At 50.2% G+C, this 17,616-nt stretch carries 9 protein-coding genes, 1 tRNA gene and 2 rRNA genes (1 of these 12 cut by a window edge); 8 read left to right on the top strand and 4 right to left on the bottom strand.

Annotation, left to right across the window (positions count from 1 at the left end; all coding sequences use genetic code 11):
• The 5 genes from TR2A62_RS10595 to TR2A62_RS10570 form a co-directional block, all read left to right on the top strand.
• A 23S ribosomal RNA gene (locus TR2A62_RS10595) occupies window positions 1-2,520 on the top strand (it extends 313 nt beyond the left edge of the window).
• A gap of 116 nt (window positions 2,521-2,636) precedes the next feature.
• Window positions 2,637-2,751 (top strand): 5S ribosomal RNA (gene rrf, locus TR2A62_RS10590).
• A gap of 72 nt (window positions 2,752-2,823) precedes the next feature.
• A tRNA-Met gene (locus TR2A62_RS10585) sits at window positions 2,824-2,900 on the top strand.
• A 448-nt stretch (window positions 2,901-3,348) separates the two neighbouring features.
• Window positions 3,349-4,614 carry a DNA (cytosine-5-)-methyltransferase gene (dcm, locus tag TR2A62_RS10575; protein ID WP_009158800.1) on the top strand — a complete coding sequence of 422 codons (1,266 nt, stop codon included), beginning with the start codon at window positions 3,349-3,351 and terminating at the stop codon, window positions 4,612-4,614.
• Between the two features lie 3 nt (window positions 4,615-4,617).
• Window positions 4,618-5,082, top strand: coding sequence for a very short patch repair endonuclease (locus tag TR2A62_RS10570; RefSeq protein WP_040820607.1), 465 nt, complete (start codon window positions 4,618-4,620; stop codon window positions 5,080-5,082).
• Window positions 5,083-5,221: 139 nt separating this feature from the next.
• Here the strand turns inward: TR2A62_RS10570 and TR2A62_RS10565 are convergent, their stop codons facing one another.
• A complete protein-coding gene (locus tag TR2A62_RS10565) occupies window positions 5,222-5,833 on the bottom strand; it encodes a hypothetical protein (RefSeq protein WP_009160668.1) in 612 nt (203 codons plus the stop codon).
• A 610-nt stretch (window positions 5,834-6,443) separates the two neighbouring features.
• Between TR2A62_RS10565 and TR2A62_RS17640 the strand changes: the two genes are divergently transcribed.
• Together TR2A62_RS17640 and TR2A62_RS10550 are read left to right on the top strand one after the other, a co-directional pair.
• Entirely contained in the window at window positions 6,444-8,852 is a 2,409-nt protein-coding gene (locus tag TR2A62_RS17640) for an AAA family ATPase (protein ID WP_190275704.1), read from the top strand.
• A complete protein-coding gene (locus TR2A62_RS10550) occupies window positions 8,845-10,083 on the top strand; it encodes an LlaJI family restriction endonuclease (protein ID WP_009157343.1) in 1,239 nt (412 codons plus the stop codon). Before TR2A62_RS17640 ends, TR2A62_RS10550 begins: the two co-directional genes overlap by 8 nt.
• A 546-nt stretch (window positions 10,084-10,629) precedes the next feature.
• Here TR2A62_RS10550 and TR2A62_RS10545 read toward each other — a convergent pair.
• A complete protein-coding gene (locus TR2A62_RS10545; RefSeq protein WP_009158363.1) occupies window positions 10,630-14,220 on the bottom strand; it encodes a peptidoglycan-binding domain-containing protein in 3,591 nt (1,196 codons plus the stop codon).
• An 887-nt stretch (window positions 14,221-15,107) separates the two neighbouring features.
• Window positions 15,108-15,413 carry an integrase core domain-containing protein gene (locus tag TR2A62_RS10535; RefSeq protein ID WP_009157986.1) on the bottom strand — a complete coding sequence of 102 codons (306 nt, stop codon included), beginning with the start codon at window positions 15,411-15,413 and terminating at the stop codon, window positions 15,108-15,110.
• Between the two features lie 319 nt (window positions 15,414-15,732).
• Between TR2A62_RS10535 and TR2A62_RS10530 the strand changes: the two genes are divergently transcribed.
• The gene (locus TR2A62_RS10530) at window positions 15,733-16,548 is read left to right on the top strand and encodes an ATP-grasp fold amidoligase family protein (protein ID WP_223296097.1); all 816 of its coding nucleotides are present in this window, start codon (window positions 15,733-15,735) and stop codon (window positions 16,546-16,548) included.
• Between the two features lie 114 nt (window positions 16,549-16,662).
• Here TR2A62_RS10530 and TR2A62_RS10525 read toward each other — a convergent pair whose 3' ends face one another.
• Window positions 16,663-17,094: a hypothetical protein gene (locus tag TR2A62_RS10525; RefSeq protein ID WP_009158504.1), complete on the bottom strand. Its 432-nt coding sequence runs from the start codon at window positions 17,092-17,094 to the stop codon at window positions 16,663-16,665.
• Window positions 17,095-17,616 lie beyond the last annotated feature (522 nt).

The raw sequence follows: 17,616 nt of genomic DNA, 5'->3' as shown, positions 1-17,616 counted from the left end.
TGTGAGTGTGAATAGAATGGTCTGGAAAGGCCAACCATAGTGGGTGACAGTCCCGTATATGAAGCACGATCAGACGTATTAAGTAGGGCGGAACACGTGAAATTCTGTCTGAACATCGGAGGACCACCTTCGAAGGCTAAGTACTCCTTACTGACCGATAGTGAACCAGTACCGTGAGGGAAAGGTGAAAAGCACCCCGACGAGGGGAGTGAAACAGTTCCTGAAACCGAACGCCTACAATCAGTTGGAGGGCCCTTGAGGCCTGACAGCGTACCTTTTGTATAATGGGTCATCGACTTGGTCTCACTAGCAAGCTTAAGCCGTTAGGTGTAGGCGCAGCGAAAGCGAGTCTTAATAGGGCGAATGAGTTAGTGGGATCAGACCCGAAACCGAGTGATCTAGGCATGACCAGGTTGAAGGTGCAGTAACATGCACTGGAGGACCGAACCCACACCTGTTGAAAAAGGTCGGGATGAGTTGTGCCTAGGGGTGAAAGGCCAATCAAACTCGGAGATAGCTGGTTCTCTGCGAAATCTATTTAGGTAGAGCGTCATCCGAATACCCTCGGGGGTAGAGCACTGGATGGGTAATGGGGCCCCACAGGCTTACTGATCCTAACCAAACTCCGAATACCGAGGAGTACTAGATGGCAGACACACAGCGGGTGCTAACGTCCGTTGTGAAAAGGGAAACAACCCTGACCTACAGCTAAGGCCCCTAATTCATGGCTAAGTGGGAAAGCAGGTGGGACGACCAAAACAACCAGGAGGTTGGCTTAGAAGCAGCCATCCTTTAAAGATAGCGTAACAGCTCACTGGTCTAATTAAGTTGTCCTGCGGCGAAGATGTAACGGGGCTCAAGCCATGAGCCGAAGCTTAGGATGCATTTATTGCATGGTAGCAGAGCGTAGTGTGACATAACTCCGATCCTCTTTTGTGCCTTCGGGTACAGCGGAGGATAAGGAGTTTTCTGTGAAGCCCGGGCGTGAGCCATCGGGTGGAGAGATCACTAGTGAGAATGATGACATGAGTAGCGACAAACAGGGTGAGAGACCCTGTCGCCGAAAGTCCAAGGGTTCCTGCTTAAAGTTAATCTGAGCAGGGTAAGCCGACCCCTAAGGCGAGGCCGAAAGGCGTAGTCGATGGGAATCAGGTTAATATTCCTGAGCCAGATGGTAGTGACGGATCTCGAGGGTAGTTCATCCTTATTGGATTGAATGGGCTGCTTAGAGGTTCCTGGAAATAGCTCCATCATCAGATCGTACCCTAAACCGACACAGGTGGACTGGTAGAGAATACCAAGGCGCTTGAGAGAACTATGTTGAAGGAACTCGGCAAAATACCTCCGTAAGTTCGCGAGAAGGAGGCCCAGTTTCTACGCAAGTAAAGACTGGGGGCACAAACCAGGGGGTGGCGACTGTTTACTAAAAACACAGGGCTCTGCGAAGTCGCAAGACGACGTATAGGGTCTGACGCCTGCCCGGTGCCTGAAGGTTAAAAGGAGGAGTGCAAGCTCCGAATTGAAGCCCAGGTAAACGGCGGCCGTAACTATAACGGTCCTAAGGTAGCGAAATTCCTTGTCGGGTAAGTTCCGACCTGCACGAATGGCGTAACGACTTCCCCGCTGTCTCCAACATAGACTCAGCGAAATTGAATTACCTGTCAAGATGCAGGTTTCCCGCGGTTAGACGGAAAGACCCCGTGCACCTTTACTACAGCTTCACACTGATATCAGACATGTCATGTGCAGGATAGGTGGTGGGCTTTGAAGCAGGAACGCCAGTTTCTGTGGAGCCTCCCTTGAGATACCACCCTTTACCTGTTTGATATCTAACCGCGGTCCCTTATCGGGATCCGGGACCCTGTGTGGTGGGTAGTTTGACTGGGGCGGTCGCCTCCCAAACAGTAACGGAGGCGCGCGAAGGTTGGCTCAGAGCGGTCGGAAATCGCTCGTTGAGTGCAATGGCAGAAGCCAGCCTGACTGCGAGACTGACAAGTCGAGCAGAGTCGAAAGACGGCCATAGTGATCCGGTGGTCCCGAGTGGAAGGGCCATCGCTCAACGGATAAAAGGTACGCCGGGGATAACAGGCTGATGGTGCCCAAGAGTCCATATCGACGGCACCGTTTGGCACCTCGATGTCGGCTCATCTCATCCTGGGGCTGGAGCAGGTCCCAAGGGTATGGCTGTTCGCCATTTAAAGAGGTACGTGAGCTGGGTTTAGAACGTCGTGAGACAGTTCGGTCCCTATCTTCCGTGGGTGTAGGATACTTGAGAGGAGTTGCCCCTAGTACGAGAGGACCGGGGTGAACGATCCACTGGTGTACCAGTTGTTCCGCCAGGAGCAGTGCTGGGTAGCTATGATCGGAAAGGATAACCGCTGAAGGCATCTAAGCGGGAAGCCCCCCTCAAAACAAGGTATCCCTGAGGACCGTAGTAGACTACTACGTCGATAGGTCGGAGATGTAAGCGCGGTAACGCGTTCAGTTGACCGATACTAATTGTCCGATAGGCTTGATTTGATCCAGTAGAAGACAGGTTCGCCTGAAAACTACTAGAACATCAGCAAAAGCATACACATACACATTAGCTTTACTGACTTGGATGGCGTTGAAAAACGCCAGTGTTCCTTTCTTGGTTTGGTGGTCATAGCACGAGTGAAACACCCGATCCCATCCCGAACTCGGCCGTTAAGCACCGTTGCGCTGATGGTACTGCGTCTTAAGACGTGGGAGAGTAAGTCACTGCCAAACCTAGTAAGGAACACTATAATCTCTCTAACGATGATCCTCATCTCAATACATCGACATGAGGATGCGCATTGGCGCGGGATGGAGCAGCCCGGTAGCTCGTCAGGCTCATAACCTGAAGGTCGTAGGTTCAAATCCTACTCCCGCAACCAACACTAATTCGTCAATACTTTCAAAGGCTTGAGTTTTGCCACTCAGGCCTTCTTTGCGTTTGACGCCCAAAGTAAGTGTAAGAAGCCCCGACAGAGCGCCTTCAAGTACGATGCCGAGCTTGCCTGTCTCAGTGCAGCGCTGGATGATCTCGAAGCCGCTGTCGATGAATACAATGCAGATCTTCCGACTAAACTAGCCCCGAATTGACAGCGCAATCGGAACCTGAGTTCTGATAAATTGCTAGGGCATTATGGTAGGTGACTGTCCGGTCGTGGAGGCGGAAGAATATCTAGCTTCAAAGGAGTGCAGTCTTACTGTTTCCAGTTTTCTCGGCACATTCTCAAATCCGCTGATCGGGTTTTCTTGTAAGGACAGCCGCAGCATAACTTATCCTGCACTTGACCCGGAGAATCGCCTAATCTATTTGAAACTCATAGGAGCTCGAAAATGCTTGATCGCCTCAATTCTGTCGCCAAATCCATTCACGAGAAACGTACCGCAATGGGTCTAACCCAAGGTGAGTTTGCAGGTCTCCTCGGCCTTGGGTCGAGCGGGGAACGTACTGTTGGCGGGTGGGAGCGAGGCGAGCATGTGCCAACTCGAGCAAAGCTCGAGAAGATCTTTAACCTGCCGGATATTATACCTTTCCGCAGTCCTTACGACGGTAAGAAGGCGAAACCAGACTTCCGGTTCATCGACCTTTTTGCCGGCATTGGTGGGATCAGAATGCCCTTTCAGGAATTGGGGGGTCACTGCGTGTTCTCGTCGGAGTGGGACAAGTTCTCGCAGAAATCGTACGCCGCAAACTACGGTGAGGTTCCCCAAGGCGACATTACCCAAATTGCCGCTAACGATATACCCGAACACGACTTGCTGCTTGCCGGGTTTCCATGCCAGGCATTTTCGCAAGCTGGCCTGAAACAGGGCTTTAACGATACCCGCGGCACGATGTTTTTCGAGATCCAACGGGTTCTGGCACATCACCGCCCGAAAGCCTTCCTGCTTGAAAACGTCAAACAGCTGAGAGGGCATGATAAGGGCAGGACGTTGAATACAATCTTATCAATACTGCGCGGCGAGGAGGGGGCTGTCGTCCCCGAGAATGTTCCGATGAGTGAAGAAGCCCGCAAGAGCCTCTCCACACCCTTGAACTATCGCGTGGATTTCGAAGTTCTCGCGGCCAAGAATTTTGGAGTGCCGCAAAACCGCGAGCGCGTTTATATCGTCGGGTTTGATCGTGATCAGGTTTCTGAAGCAGAGGCACGGGATTTGCCACGCGAGATTTTGGATGGCCTGAAGGAGCGCAAGTCCGAAACCCGTTTGGGTGACGTTCTTGAAACCAATGCTTCGGTAGACCCCAAGTTCACTATTTCCGACCGTCTTCTTGCAGGCCATGAGCGCCGTTTGCGCGCGCATCGGGCCAAGGGAAATGGCTTCGGCTTCAGCTTGTTCAATGCGGAGAGCCCGTACTGCAATACAATCAGCGCGAGGTACTACAAGGACGGTAGCGAGGTCCTGATTGATCAAAGCGACATCGGAAAAAATCCACGCAAGCTGACACCGCGTGAGTGTGCCCGTATTCAGGGCTTTCCAGAGGAGTTCAATGTCGGTGCTGTGTCCAATGTCCAGAACTACCGTCAATTCGGGAACTCGGTTTCGGTACCTGTCATCCGCGCGATAGCGGAAGAGATGGCTCCATACCTCAAGGTTTGACCCATGGCTGATATCGTCTCGCCGGGAAAACGCAGCGAAATGATGGCGGGCATTAAGAGTAAGAACACGAAACCTGAATTGGTCGTGCGCCGCCTTTTGCACGCAGAAGGTTTCCGTTTCCGCCTCCATCGCAAGGATCTTCCCGGTCGTCCGGATATTGTTCTGCCCCGCTTCATGACCGCGATCTTCGTCAACGGTTGCTTCTGGCACGGGCACGAGAATTGCGCGCTTTTCCGACCACCCCTGACCCGCACGGAATTCTGGTCCGAGAAGATATCCGGCAACCGCGCGCGTGATGCCCGCAAGCAGTCAGAACTTACCGATCTAGGATGGCAAGTCGTTGTAGTTTGGGAGTGCTCGCTTAAGGGAAAAAATAAGCTGCCGTACGGGGAGCTTGCGCAGTTGCTCGCAGATTCAATTTCTAATGAGAAAAAGTGTCATCACATCCGAGGCCGAGAGTGTTCTTAAACGAGTTAGGCAGAAGTCACGACTTTTTCTGGCGTGACCCGGTAACAGAGCCCGAAAGAGTTATTTCACAGATTTTTTGAAAACAACTCTTTGGCCCGCGGCGAGACGGCTATCAACGCTCAATGCGATTGGTTTATACTTAGAATGAAGCCGTCTCGATCAGGCTTGCTCCACCCATTTGAGCCGGTGGTATCAGCGCTGCTGCGAGATCATCTCCAAATGAATTAATAGAACGAATGAACCGGTTGCCGTAATAGTTTTGCAACTGTCGCGCTGCAGGGGTCAGCTGCCCAATTGTACTAGTGGGCATATAGATCGCTATAAACCCTCTAAATAAATACGTCTTGAGCCTTTCTAGCCCAAACTCAGCAGGATCGTCAAAACGACCCCACCCAATTGTCGGAGCATACAGGGTTCCCGTACCACTTACCAATAGGCGTTCTTTAGCTTTGAAGCTCTTTACCGATACGACAACTGATAAGGGATAGGCATTGATTCCGAAGTCTCCGAGCCATTCATATCGACCACGCCTCAAATGGTACCAGCTATCGGGAGTACGCGCCTTCAATGCTAATTCCACCAGTCGCTCATTGATGGTTCCGGTTGTCTTAACGTTCATGGTATTTTGTGCATTTAAGGCATCAAGCGCCGCATTTATTTGGTCCAGGTGCTGGCATTTCTGCTCCTCTGTTGCATTAGTAAGACCAAGACCGGCATAAACCTGTTCCAACGTGTCATCTGCGAATGTCATCTAGTTGATACCCTTATGGAAAACATTGCATGGTTGCACAAATACAACCTATAGGCGTGTTGATGGATGGGAGCAACTCCTTTACGAAACATCCTCATTTTCTCAATCCAGTCGAGTTGTCCATGAGCGACAGCAATGCTGAAACCATGCAAAATTGGCAAACACCGATGGTAGGGACCGGGTCGAACGGGGTGTCGAAACAAAAGTTCGGGCGCATTCGGTGCCATAACTCAGCAAGTGGCTTGTGAAGCTGCTTGCAAGTTACAATTCGACTGAGCAAGAATGGTTTAAGATCCGCGGTTCAGTATATCTTTCAAAAGAGTAGTTGGCGCCATGACGGGCTTTGCCCATGAAGATGCGCCAAAACAGCAATTGAAATGTCACGGCTGAAATGGCCAAGGCATCGACGAAAGTCGGAGCTGTTACATTGCCTGAACTAATTGAGTGTGCCGCGGAGCTTCATTGCAGGGTGTTTGGCCCCAAAATTGAAACTATTGAGCAGTAGGCAATTAATATGTCCCGGTACAATCCTCACGAACGCAACTCCGATGCTGTATACACTGCTGCCGAAATCTGGCGCGACAAGTGCCTAATCGGAGAAGGATCAGTTTTGTCAGATAACGAGACACTCTGGATTCCAGAATTCTTTGACGAACTGGATCAAAATTTCATACGGCAGCCCGACGATGGATCAGACAAGTTTTATGTGAAACTGAAGCGTCAACTCGCAGATGGATCCGACAAGAGCATGCGTCTTATGGCAGAGATTGATTGGATTCTAATGCTCTTTTCATCGAATATCCGACCCGAGACCAAGAGATCCAATGTTGGGGAAGTATGGTCTTGGTCGGGTGGCACACTGGATTCTGGAAATTCGATGTTGACTGACGATGCCTTAAGCGGACTTGGCAGCTCTGGTATGGGCTATAATACAAATAAGTGGAGAGAGATTACATTCGCTATTCGATCTTTGGCTGCTCTCAAATTGAAAAGCGAAGATGAGCGAATAGCGCTTTTGGAGGATCCGTGGGCCTTTGCACGATGGTTAGATGAGCAACCCGACCCAGGTAATCGCCAATTCAGACATATCTTACTGCATCTTGTCTTTCCCGATAGCTTCGAAAGGATATCGACGAGCAGCGATAAGTTGGACATCCTGAACGCTTACGACGGCACTTCAATGAAAGACCTTCGAAAACTGGACCCCGTAAATGTTGATGAAGCGCTGAAAAGCCTTCGAGAACGTTTAGAAAGCGAGAAAGGGGACACCATCGATTTTTACCAGGAGGATTTTGTGGAGGACTGGAAAGGAACGTCGGAAGATGCTGCTCCAACTATCAAGGCCGGAACGCTTCCAGACCTAAATGAAATTGTTAAGTTTTGTAGAAAACGCGTCGGAGAGCTTGACTTAGATCAGGAGTTTTTAATTCCGGATAGTGATATTGAGCGTATCCTTCATGCGTTTAGAGACTTGTTCAGCTCGTTCACGATATCTGTATCTGGCGACAAAGCGTTCAGAATTGTTTCAAAGGGCGAAAATAGAACTCATTTCATCAGCTTCCAGGAAATTCCGGTCCTTGCAGCCTTGGTCGAACACTACAATGCCCTCGAGTCCTACAGGGAGGCGCTTCTAAAGGTAGCCAAAGACATGGAATTTTCCAGCTTGAGCAATGGCGCGGAATTTTTCAAACACATCCCTCAGCGAGACTGGAAAGCGAAGGCTAAAGAAGCTCTTGGAAAGGGTTCGAAGCCTACAGCAGAAAAGCAGTCGGATATCGCCAACTTTGAACAGCTTTGCCTTAAGTTCGAACAGTCTGTTAAAAACGTTTTTCCTGATCCCGCAGATCAGACGAAGCTTGATAGCTTCATAAGCGACCCCGAGTGGGGTGGTGGAATCGGCAAGAAGTTTGACCGAGGGCAAGGTGATTGGAATGAGTCAGCCATTAAGAAGACTGGTGGGCTAAAAGCCGAGGCCGCTGCAGGGCGGATAGAGATGATCCGTGCAATCGAGGTTGCAGGGTTTTGTTCTTCTTACGTTTCCTCCAATCAACAAGTTGCACGAGAAGTTGGTGGTAAGAATGTCATTTACTATGGGGCGCCCGGTACCGGGAAATCCTATTTGGTCAATCGTCTCGTAGGTGAGGCAAACGTAATCCGCACCGTGTTTCATCCAGACACGCAGAACAGTGATTTCTTTGGCTGCCTCAAGCCTCGAATGAAAAATGATAAAGTCACTTACAGTTTTGTGCCGGGCCCATTTTCGTACGCGCTTCGTGCAGCTTTGCGTGATCCGGCACATCAGCACTTCCTCGTGATCGAAGAGCTGAACCGTGCTCCGGCCGCGGCTGTTTTCGGTGAGTTGTTTCAACTTCTCGACAGGAAGGAGGGTGGCGAAGGCGCCTACAAAGTCGACTTTCCGAATGATGAAAGTAGGGATTGGTATAATGAAGGAGAATATTCACTTGCGAAGCTGGTGATGCCGTCGAACCTTTCAATCATTGCGACGATGAACAGCGCGGACCATGGTGTCTATCCGCTGGACACTGCCTTCCGTCGGCGCTGGGAGCAGGAGTACCTCCCACTCGAGGCTAGTGTTTGCCCAGAAGGACAGATCGAGTTTTCGGGAAGTACCGGCTCCACCAGAACGATCAGCTGGCAAGCCTTTGTCAAATGCTTAAATGATTTCCTTATCGATCAAATAGGTACCGCTGAAGACCGGTTGCTCGGGCAATGGTTTGTTCAGGAACGTGAGCTAAATGGCCAGATACCCGCAAAAATCCTTTTATATCTTTGGGACGACCTACTGCGGCACGAAGGGCGTGATAGGATATTCGCAAAGCAGCTCAAGACGTTTGGAGCCCTCGATCGTGCCGTGAAAGGTGGAGGTCTGATCTTCGGAACAGAACTGCTCTCAAATCTAGATGAACTGGCCGATGCAATCGGAATGCCAGAAGCTGAGCCGGTTCCTGACTTTGAGTTTGATTTAGGGGATATTGGCGAAGACGGGGCGGATGACTGATCCTGTCATCCATCTAGACCGTATGGCTGTGAGGAGCCTCGGCTCCAAAGATGCCCCATTGCTCGATGCGATGAATGAATGGGGCATCGGCAAAGTCGAGAGCAAAGAGACAATCCATTTTTGTGGTCTGGTTCGTGATAAAGTGGGACGCACCGCAATCTTCTTGCCAAGATCGATGCAAGTCCATTCCATGTCGGCAGCGCGCCTGACGATGAAAGTTCTTGCGCGATACGGTCAGAGCGCGGCGAACCGACGTTTTGCTACAGATGGCGAACATGGGAACCCCGGAACCCTCGCTGTTATCCAGAGGTTGGCGGCGGATTTTCAGAACCACGGGCTTTTCGTTGAGCGCCAAAGAGTTCGATGCCGAAACTCGGGAAAGCCTGACTGGAAACGGACTGTGACGCGCGAACGCGCTTTCGTGTCCGATGGCGGCGACGAAGTTTTTCCTGACATCGCTACGACACGTTCGATCGATAGTAGCGAAAATCTGCTTGCCCAAGTGCAGGCAGCCGTTATGGGCGAAATTATAGAGCAGCACGGTTGGTGGCTCGAAGGAGCGAGTGCCCGTCGATCAGAGTTAAGGTGGCAAAAGAAGCCACATCAACCACGCGCTCTTTGGGCGCTCTTGCTCGATGGTTTGCTGCCACAGCTCTATTCATCGCGGTCTGTTTTTCTGGCTGAATACCTCGGGCACTACCTTAGAGAATGCCGAGCCTCGGCTTCCGGCAGCTTTGTCTTCGGCATTGAAGACTTTCACATTGTCTGGGAGCAGATGCTAGCCGAGACGCTGGAGGGCGTTGAACCGCACTGGAACGAGAAGCTTCCAAGAGCTGTTTACGAAACTTTGGATGGTCGAGCGAGCGACGCACCAGAGCGAAGGATGTTGACTGACATCGTTCTCCGGACACCTACGGGATTTACTATTATCGATGCAAAATACTACGCAGCAAATTCACCGAATACGGTGCCGGGCTGGCCAGATATTGCGAAGCAGATGTTTTATGAAATGGCCCTAAGAAGCGTGGTTGGAGACGAACCTGAAATTCGGAACTGCTTTGTTTTCCCAGCTCCGCAGGTAGGTGCTACCCGTTTTGAGAGGGTGCAGATGAGGGAGGTAACCGAAGGGGGCTCCGTCACGACTTTTCCAGTGGTCGAATGCCACTATTTATCAATGGATGAAGTAATATCTGCATATGTTGAGCATCGCGGTAATTTAGCGGTGCCTTGAGACGGCACTAAGCAGAACTTTTGGCCGGAAAGTATATGACCGATTGTCTGTCGTATTGAGCTTCAAAGTAGCGATAGGCCAGCAGCAAACGCCATACTATGCTGCGTCTGCGAAGTACCAAAAACGAATGACGGTAAAGTCCGCACAGCTGTCCTTACCGCTGGGCGCAACAAAAGTCCGGTTCCTTGCCAAGACCTACCGGCAAATGCGTGTTTGGTGCAGATCTTGAAAGCAGTGTCCAAATCGAGCTCCCGCAACCAACCTCAGCGAACTTCCCGCTGTAGAAAACCGCCCGGTCCTGCCGGGCGTTTCTGCGTTCAGGGCATGAGACAAATCTCCTGCAATATGAAGTAGATGGCCGCCTTCGGGATTTTCCTCGACAATGATCTTGTCGATCAGTGTTTGCAGGACGTCTCGAGCCAAAACGACATGCTCCGGTCTACCCAGAGTGCCCTCAAGATCGCGAACTATAGCCGCAAAGCGTAAGTAAACGCATTCCGCGGTGGATCGAAACCGGTTCGAATTCGTCTAATGGCACCAAATAAACTATTCAGAGACCCACCTGCTTTCAAAATTACGTCCAGTAAGCCAGCCCTGAACTTGACCTAACGGGTCGCCACAGTCGGCGAATATCGGATCTCGCCGGACGCCAAACTCTGCATCTATTAAGTATCCGATCAAAATACAAAAACTTGAACGCTCACCTCTCGTGCGGTTCTGAATGCCTACATTTATTTGCACTAAGATCGCTTCCATTCGGCGTTCTCGCCAAGAAGAGAGACCATAGTCCAAAAGGTCAAAATCGGATCTTTCAAACTCCCAAAGTTCATGAGCAAGCTTGTCAGTCAGTTCGCCTAGCTCTGGAAAGAGAACTCGCACATTTCCGGGAGTTGATGGGTTTTCTGTGTCAAACGAACTTGAAACAAATCCTTGAATTTCGTTTAGCGCGGCACGTGCTTCCTGAGCGTAAGTTTTTCTTAATTTAGCCTGTGCCTCTAGCCTTTCACGTTCAGCCAGAACGTCTTGTGCTGCCTGTTGTGCTGCATTTGCCTCAATCTGTTGAGTAAGCGCAGCTAATTTAGTTGCCTGGTTTGCTTCTTGGTTCGCAATCGAAGCTTCTATTCTCGTTATTTCGGTTTCATCTGCCCACACGGGAACGAGCCTATGGTCAATACCATTTCGAGCGAATGCACCCACCAAGTCGCGCATAGCTGTCGCTTCGGCCTGAATGACATTGCAGAGACCACTTTGAGCGGTGGCATATACCCAATCTGCATCCCCGCTCAGTACAGTGCCAATCATCGGTGTGTGAATTTGAAGCTCACTCATTTGGTCGCTCAAATGAGTGCTCATCAACCGTGCATCAATGCTTGTCGCTTCTACTACGCAGGTCCCTAGCTGCCCCTCTGCCAATGCAAGGTAGCCAAACCCAATAAGCAACTGATTTTGAAGTTGTAATGTGAGGTAATCTGAAGCCTGATCAAATTTGGTAGCCTGATCGGAAAGTGATTTACCCGAATATGTTTCGAGTATCGTAAATGTCTCTGTTTCAAAAAGATCTGAAAATAGTGATGCATAATTCGCAGGCTCCTTTAGGAATTCTCCTCGCCGTAATAGGATCAAATCAGTATTGAGCACCGCGTCCATGCCACAGCGGGGGATTTCTGAGCTCAGTTGTGCACCAAATGAATTAACCTCGTTGATCACAATACGGGTTGCGGTTGAACCTTTCGGGGGGTGGTGGCCCCAGCAAACGACAGTGGCACCATCGCCCAAGGTAAGCTCATCTCGCAAGTTTCGGGAAATGCTAGGTGCAGAATTAGTACGATTCTCTAGAATAATGATATCGTCCTCAGGCCCATCAAATAGAACTTGGTTTCGAGCTGTGATTGCTAAGCCGTTGTCAGTTTGTGCCACATCTTGAATAGCGTTTGCCAGCTCTGCACCGCGAATAGCCGCTTGCACCTCCGAACTTAAGCCCAGTTCATCAAGTATGTTCTCCGAATGCTGCTGCGTAGCTGACACTTGCTGTAGGTCATCACTTGCAAGTGCAGTCTCGAGGTCTTCATTTAGTTCGAGTAAGGAGGGCAGGTTGGGATCCAACGGGTTTCGCGCCAGCGTGGCAATGATAAATTCATTGGTGGCTTCTGCGCGGGCACGCGCAACCGCCAAAGCATTGTTTCGGGTTTCGTTGTTCAGCTGGTCACGGTCAGAGCGAAATGCGCCAAAATCTGAATTGTCGCCAAACGCTTTGTTTGCGATTGTTAATGCACGCCCCAGTTCGTCTTGATCACCAGATTGGATTGCCGACATGAGGGCTTGAACTGCGCGTGCAACTTCCATTCCGTTCTGAAAGGTGTTGCCAACATCAATAAACGCACGAAGATCTTCAAGTAGTCCCTCTGCTCGCGCCCGTGCCTCATCGGCGGCTATGCCTTCCGCTCCGATTTGGGCAAGAGATGCCTCTTGCTCCTCGCGCTCAAGTTCGAATGCCTCGGCCAGCCTTAGCAACTGATATCTACGGAGACTATTTTCAATGTCAGAGCGACCAATAACAAGCGTCTCTGGACCGCCAGTAGCCAAAATGTCTTCAATATCCTCAAGAATTTCGAGTAGATCGGATGTGTTGGCATTGAGCATATTTGCAGAAATATGAGATCTCAGAAATGCGCTATAGCGCTGTAATTCTCTGCGAGTATTTTCTACCGCAGCAGCCCTAGCTTCAAGTTCTGTTCGTTTTGCACGATCTACAAATGTAGCAAAGCTGACATCCAAATTTGTCAAAATTCGCGCTGCATCAAACGTCCTGACCAACTGCTCTGGATCATCATCTGCGATAGCGCTCTGTAGCCGTGAAATAGCTCGGGCGACATCAAGGGCTTCTACGAATTGGCCTCCGCTCGCATTGTATTGTGCGACACGTTCCATAAGCCCTAGCGCTCCCTCTTTTGCTTGAACCGCTGCCAACCTGCTCTTTTCTTGCTCAGCTTCTTGGACCTGTTCTTTCCGAAGTTCTTCGAGCTGTACCGCTATCAGTGCGAGAATATCAGGACGCAAGTTATCGGCGTCTGCCAAGGTGCAGTTTGTTTGGATAGCACGGATATCAGATTGTAGGTCCGCGTCTGCTGCTGCAAGTGTACATTTTTGAAGCGCTTCATGCGCAGTCAGTGTATTAATCCGCACTGCTGTGTTTATGGCCTGCTGAGAATTTTCTTCTGCGTCGGAAAGGTTTGCCCTAGCGCGGCGCAGTGCGAGTTCGAGTTCCTGGGCAACATCTTGGTATGCTGTACGAACTTCTTTGTCATTTGGATTAGCCGTTAAAGCCTCAGCACAAGCTAAGTTACTTGTCTCAGTCTGTCGCAATGCTATGCAAGTTCGACGAGCTTCCTGAGCTGCGCGAATACGGTCTCTGTCAGCTAAAAAAGTTGCTTGGTCGGGCGCTCCAGACTGCACAAACTCGCGGTAGTCGCTTGCGTTTTGAAATCCTGCTGTTTCCGCCTGCTGCATTTCGATAAGCGAAGTGAAGCCACGTCGGCTGGCGCCGCGGAAGAGAGGAATAGAGGCAAAGCCTGAATTCTCAAATTGCCTGTACTCTGCCGCGTTACGGGCTCCAACGTTTCGACCATTGGTGAACTCGCGAAAGTTGGCATAGCCAGCCGCTCGTGCTGCAATAAAATCTTCGCGGGCATTGAAACCGCCCCTAAGTGCTTGGTTTCTCTCGTTAGCACTCCTAAAGCCACTGGCTGCGATGCTCTCAAGCAGCTCAATGTCGCTGGTTGTAAACTCAAAATTTGCCAAATTAAAAGCTTGGAGGTAGGCACGTATTCCATTTCTAGTTCCCGGGCCAGAAGCACCATCAATCGCCATGTTATAGAAACCCAACGCTTTCAGCCCAGTTTGGGTGCGTCGTACCATCGCAGCTCGAGCATTTGCCTGTTGTCGTCTAGCTTGATTGGCTCGTTGATTGGCTCGTTGATTGGCTTGTTGTCTGGCTTGGTTCTGGCGTTCGGCTTGTATAGCAGATCCAATGAGCCCCAGGACCAAGTCGCCAACATCTTGCGCTGCTACCGAGTGAGCGCTCAAACTACATGAGAGCAAGGCGGAAAGGCAGCCTGCTAGTATCGAGTTCTTGGTCATGTTTTTCCTAACTAACGCTCTGAAAAAGAAAGTAGCTCTCACTTTAGAGTTTACCATAATTACCAACGATCTCTTTAAAAGAGAAGAGTGGGCTTAGCACTTCTTTAAGTGCCATGATTTTTGATCGAGAGGAGTTAAAAGAAGGCACGCGGCGTTTCATCAAAGGTGGGTGGCTTCAACAAAGTGTTCCGTCGCCATGTAAAGTTTGAAATGATAGCGGATCGAGTGCCACAGCCACTAGTTCGTCTGTTTAGTTGGCTCTACGGCTTGTTTTTGATGTCTTAATCGGATGAACCTGTCACGCCTTCGTACCGTCCAAAGTGCACCTTTTAGTTACCTTCTGTTCGAATGCCATGAGGCTTTCCCAGTCCAAGGCTAAGTATCTACCGCGCAGGTTATAGGATCCACTGATGCACTCGGAGATAGCGACCTTGACCGCTGGGCATGTTCGCTTGGGGTAGCGCCAGGTCAGCTCTGCCATGATGGTTTTAAAGAAGGTTATCAATGCTGCGTTATCACAGCAATTTCCTTTGCCACTCATGAACATCGCGAAGCCATGGTGGCGCGGCGACCTCTGACAATCATGTGACCAGTATTTGCTGCCGCTGTCAGAATGGTGGATGCAACCCTTGGAAGGCTTGCGTAGGTCAATGGCCAGACCCTGTTGAATGTCATTGAGAACGGACCCAGTATTTTCACCGCGATTTGACCGGCCTTTATTGTTTGTCAGTAGTTACATTTTGGGCAATGTGGCGTGCTCTTTTGCAGCTTCTGAGCTGGCTTTGAAGCGGTAGCTGTCGTTTCCAGTCTCAAGGATGGACGCGACACCATTTTGGATCTTGGCTCGATCGCATCTTCACGAAGATACTTTTTGATGGTGTTTATGTTCATGCCGCTTTTCGTATTTCTGTATGGTTGAAATATGCAGCGTTTGGCGTTTTCTTGTCGAAGGCGGTATGAGGACGCTCTGAGTTGTAGAGGTCGAGCCAATCATCGATGATCTTTTTGGTTTGGAAGCTGTTTGTGATCTCGTGCGAATAGACGGCCAACTGTTTCAACAATCGCCAGAGCCGTTCGATGAAGATGTTGTCCAGATACCGTCTGCGCTCATTCATTGAGATTTTGATCTCAGCCTTTGTCAGCGTCGTGATACAGCCAGCGCCGGTATATTGGCTGCCCTGATCCGTATTCATGATTTCAGTTTGCCGTGGTTGGCGACAGTTTTCTGGTTGCTGTTTCGATTGTGAGCGATATTTTTTCTATATCCTTTGCACGAGATAATTTTTTAGATGCTTTATTTGAAATAAAGGTTTAGCTGAAACGCTCCGTGATTTGACCCTACCATCTTCAAATTTGACTCGTGATCGATAGGCGCGATAGTTTAATGTCATGTCGAGCTGGATACTTAGAGCCGTTCGTTGTGCAGTGATTTTGCGGCACCCAAGGCTATCTTACTGGTACTACAAACTCGACCGGTTGCGCAGGGTGCCTGATCCTGCCAACCCGCGCACGATGAACGAAAAATTCTTTTGGCGAAAAATATTCGATCGTAGTCCCGAGTTTATTGAAGTTTCTGACAAGTTGCGCATTCGGAAATGGCTGGTAAGAAATAACGTCGACATTGACTCGCCCCCTATCCTGTGGACGGGGACGGACCCTGCCAAAATCCCGGATGATCTCTTAGCGCAGGGCGTTGTCGTGAAAGCAAACCACGGCAGCGGCACAAATATCTTATTATATGATACCCCGCCTGATCGTGCAGCCTTTAATTGGCAGATGGAAAGGTATTTGAGGAAGCAGCAGGGCCGCAAACGGTTGGAGTGGGCTTATTTTGGGATTGCTCGCAAAATCATGGTCGAAAAATTGGTTCCAAATATCACCACCGAATTCAAAGCTTATACATTCGGAAACCGCATCGAACGGCTTGTCATAATTTATGACCGCTTCACTGATCAAGTGGCTGATGTTTGGCTTCCCGACGGGAAAGGAGGTTTTTCCCTTTCCGAAGGGCGCGCAGCCGTCGCAGAACGGGCCAACCGGCCTTTGCCTGCAAACACTGAAGAGGCACTAAAAATCTCAGGCCAGATTGGCGAAAGATTTGACCATATGCGGGTGGATATCCTCTCTGATGGGGATAAGCTCTGGTTTAGTGAGCTCACAATATACAATATGGGAGGGCATTTGCCCTATGCCGGAGACACCACAAGCGAGCCAGTGAACACATCTTGGGACCTCACGAGCAGCTGGTTCATGCGCACGCCGCAAACAGGGTGGAAACGGCTCTATGCGGCCGAATTAAAAAAGACGCTTACGTCCCATGTCAGTTAACCGCTGGTATCAGGCACTAGGGCGCATTCCTTATCGGAAGCACCAGTTGAAAACCAAACAACCCGCCAACGACGACGAACACTAGATCATAGCTCGGATAGGCCACACCTGTGTTCAGTAGCTGTAGTTTACAGTCGCGGGCTCACAAGTCAGATGCGCCAATTCGTTCCCGTTTATATCCTCGACCAGGATGCCGCCAAAAAATATCTCTGCGAGTGTCTTGGTCTCATCAGTAGCGAGCTGTCGATCAAATCCTCCATAGACCTCATAAACGACATCGTTGTTGGTCAGGCGGATAGCTTCCCATATGGAGCGACCTGCCCCACTCCACGGTACCATCTCGGCCCCGTCCTGAAACGCTAGGGAGATCGCAAGTTCTGGCCGCTCGCCCGGTCTGCCAAACGTGTAATTGACCAAATTACTGTTTGTGCAGACCTCAACCGCCTTACCGTTTGGGAAGGAGCAGGCCATGAACAGTTCTTTATCTGGCTCGCAATCGGCCCAAGCTGCATTTGCGCAAAAGATAAGTGGTAAAATCAGCCGCATGAATACTTCCTACATCGACATTCCCCAAGTGGACTGCCGGCAGACTGAAGTATCGTCTGAAGTGGCTTGCTTAGCAAGCATTGACCGCCTTCTAAAAATCACAACAAAGCGGCATGGCCCCAATAATCACAGGCGCTCCAGAAGCAACTAGCATCACCATAGACCCTGCTGATGATTGGGATAATGCCTATATAGCTATCCTGCGCAAGTAATCAGCGAGTTTAGGCAGACTGTAGCCTTTACCGTAGTTGGTTCCTACGCCCCCTACACTAGACCATCCACCAGCCTGATCTATGGCTTCTAAAGGCACGTCACAGTCTCTCAGGCGGTCCCTGAAGCCATGTCTTAGGCTGTGGGTGGTCTTACCGTCAAAGGGCTGCTTGAGGTGTTTAAAGAACGTTGCTGAGGCCCTGTATTGTTCAGGTAGCCACAGGAAGCATAGCGGACGCATGGATCAGGCAATATGGCGCTAGATATTTTGCAGATATGGTACCAGGTGGCTTAGTCAGATAAGCTGAGCCT

Source organism: Thalassobium sp. R2A62, from assembly GCF_000161835.1.
In the GTDB taxonomy this organism is placed as follows: Bacteria; Pseudomonadota; Alphaproteobacteria; order Rhodobacterales; family Rhodobacteraceae; genus Thalassobium.
The sequence above is the reverse complement of the archived record's forward strand: the minus strand, read 5'-3'. Positions and strand labels throughout refer to the sequence as shown.

Bases quoted from the DNA above. Each gene is read 5' to 3' on its own strand.
- TR2A62_RS10550 (WP_009157343.1), top strand. From the start codon at position 8,845: ATGACTGATCCTGTCATCCATCTAGACCGTATGGCTGTGAGGAGCCTC.
- TR2A62_RS10535 (WP_009157986.1), bottom strand. From the start codon at position 15,413: ATGAATACGGATCAGGGCAGCCAATATACCGGCGCTGGCTGTATCACG.
- TR2A62_RS10525 (WP_009158504.1), bottom strand. From the start codon at position 17,094: ATGCGGCTGATTTTACCACTTATCTTTTGCGCAAATGCAGCTTGGGCC.
- dcm (WP_009158800.1), top strand. From the start codon at position 3,349: ATGCTTGATCGCCTCAATTCTGTCGCCAAATCCATTCACGAGAAACGT.
- TR2A62_RS10565 (WP_009160668.1), bottom strand. From the start codon at position 5,833: ATGACATTCGCAGATGACACGTTGGAACAGGTTTATGCCGGTCTTGGT.
- TR2A62_RS10530 (WP_223296097.1), top strand. From the start codon at position 15,733: ATGAACGAAAAATTCTTTTGGCGAAAAATATTCGATCGTAGTCCCGAG.
- TR2A62_RS10545 (WP_009158363.1), bottom strand. From the start codon at position 14,220: ATGACCAAGAACTCGATACTAGCAGGCTGCCTTTCCGCCTTGCTCTCA.
- TR2A62_RS10570 (WP_040820607.1), top strand. From the start codon at position 4,618: ATGGCTGATATCGTCTCGCCGGGAAAACGCAGCGAAATGATGGCGGGC.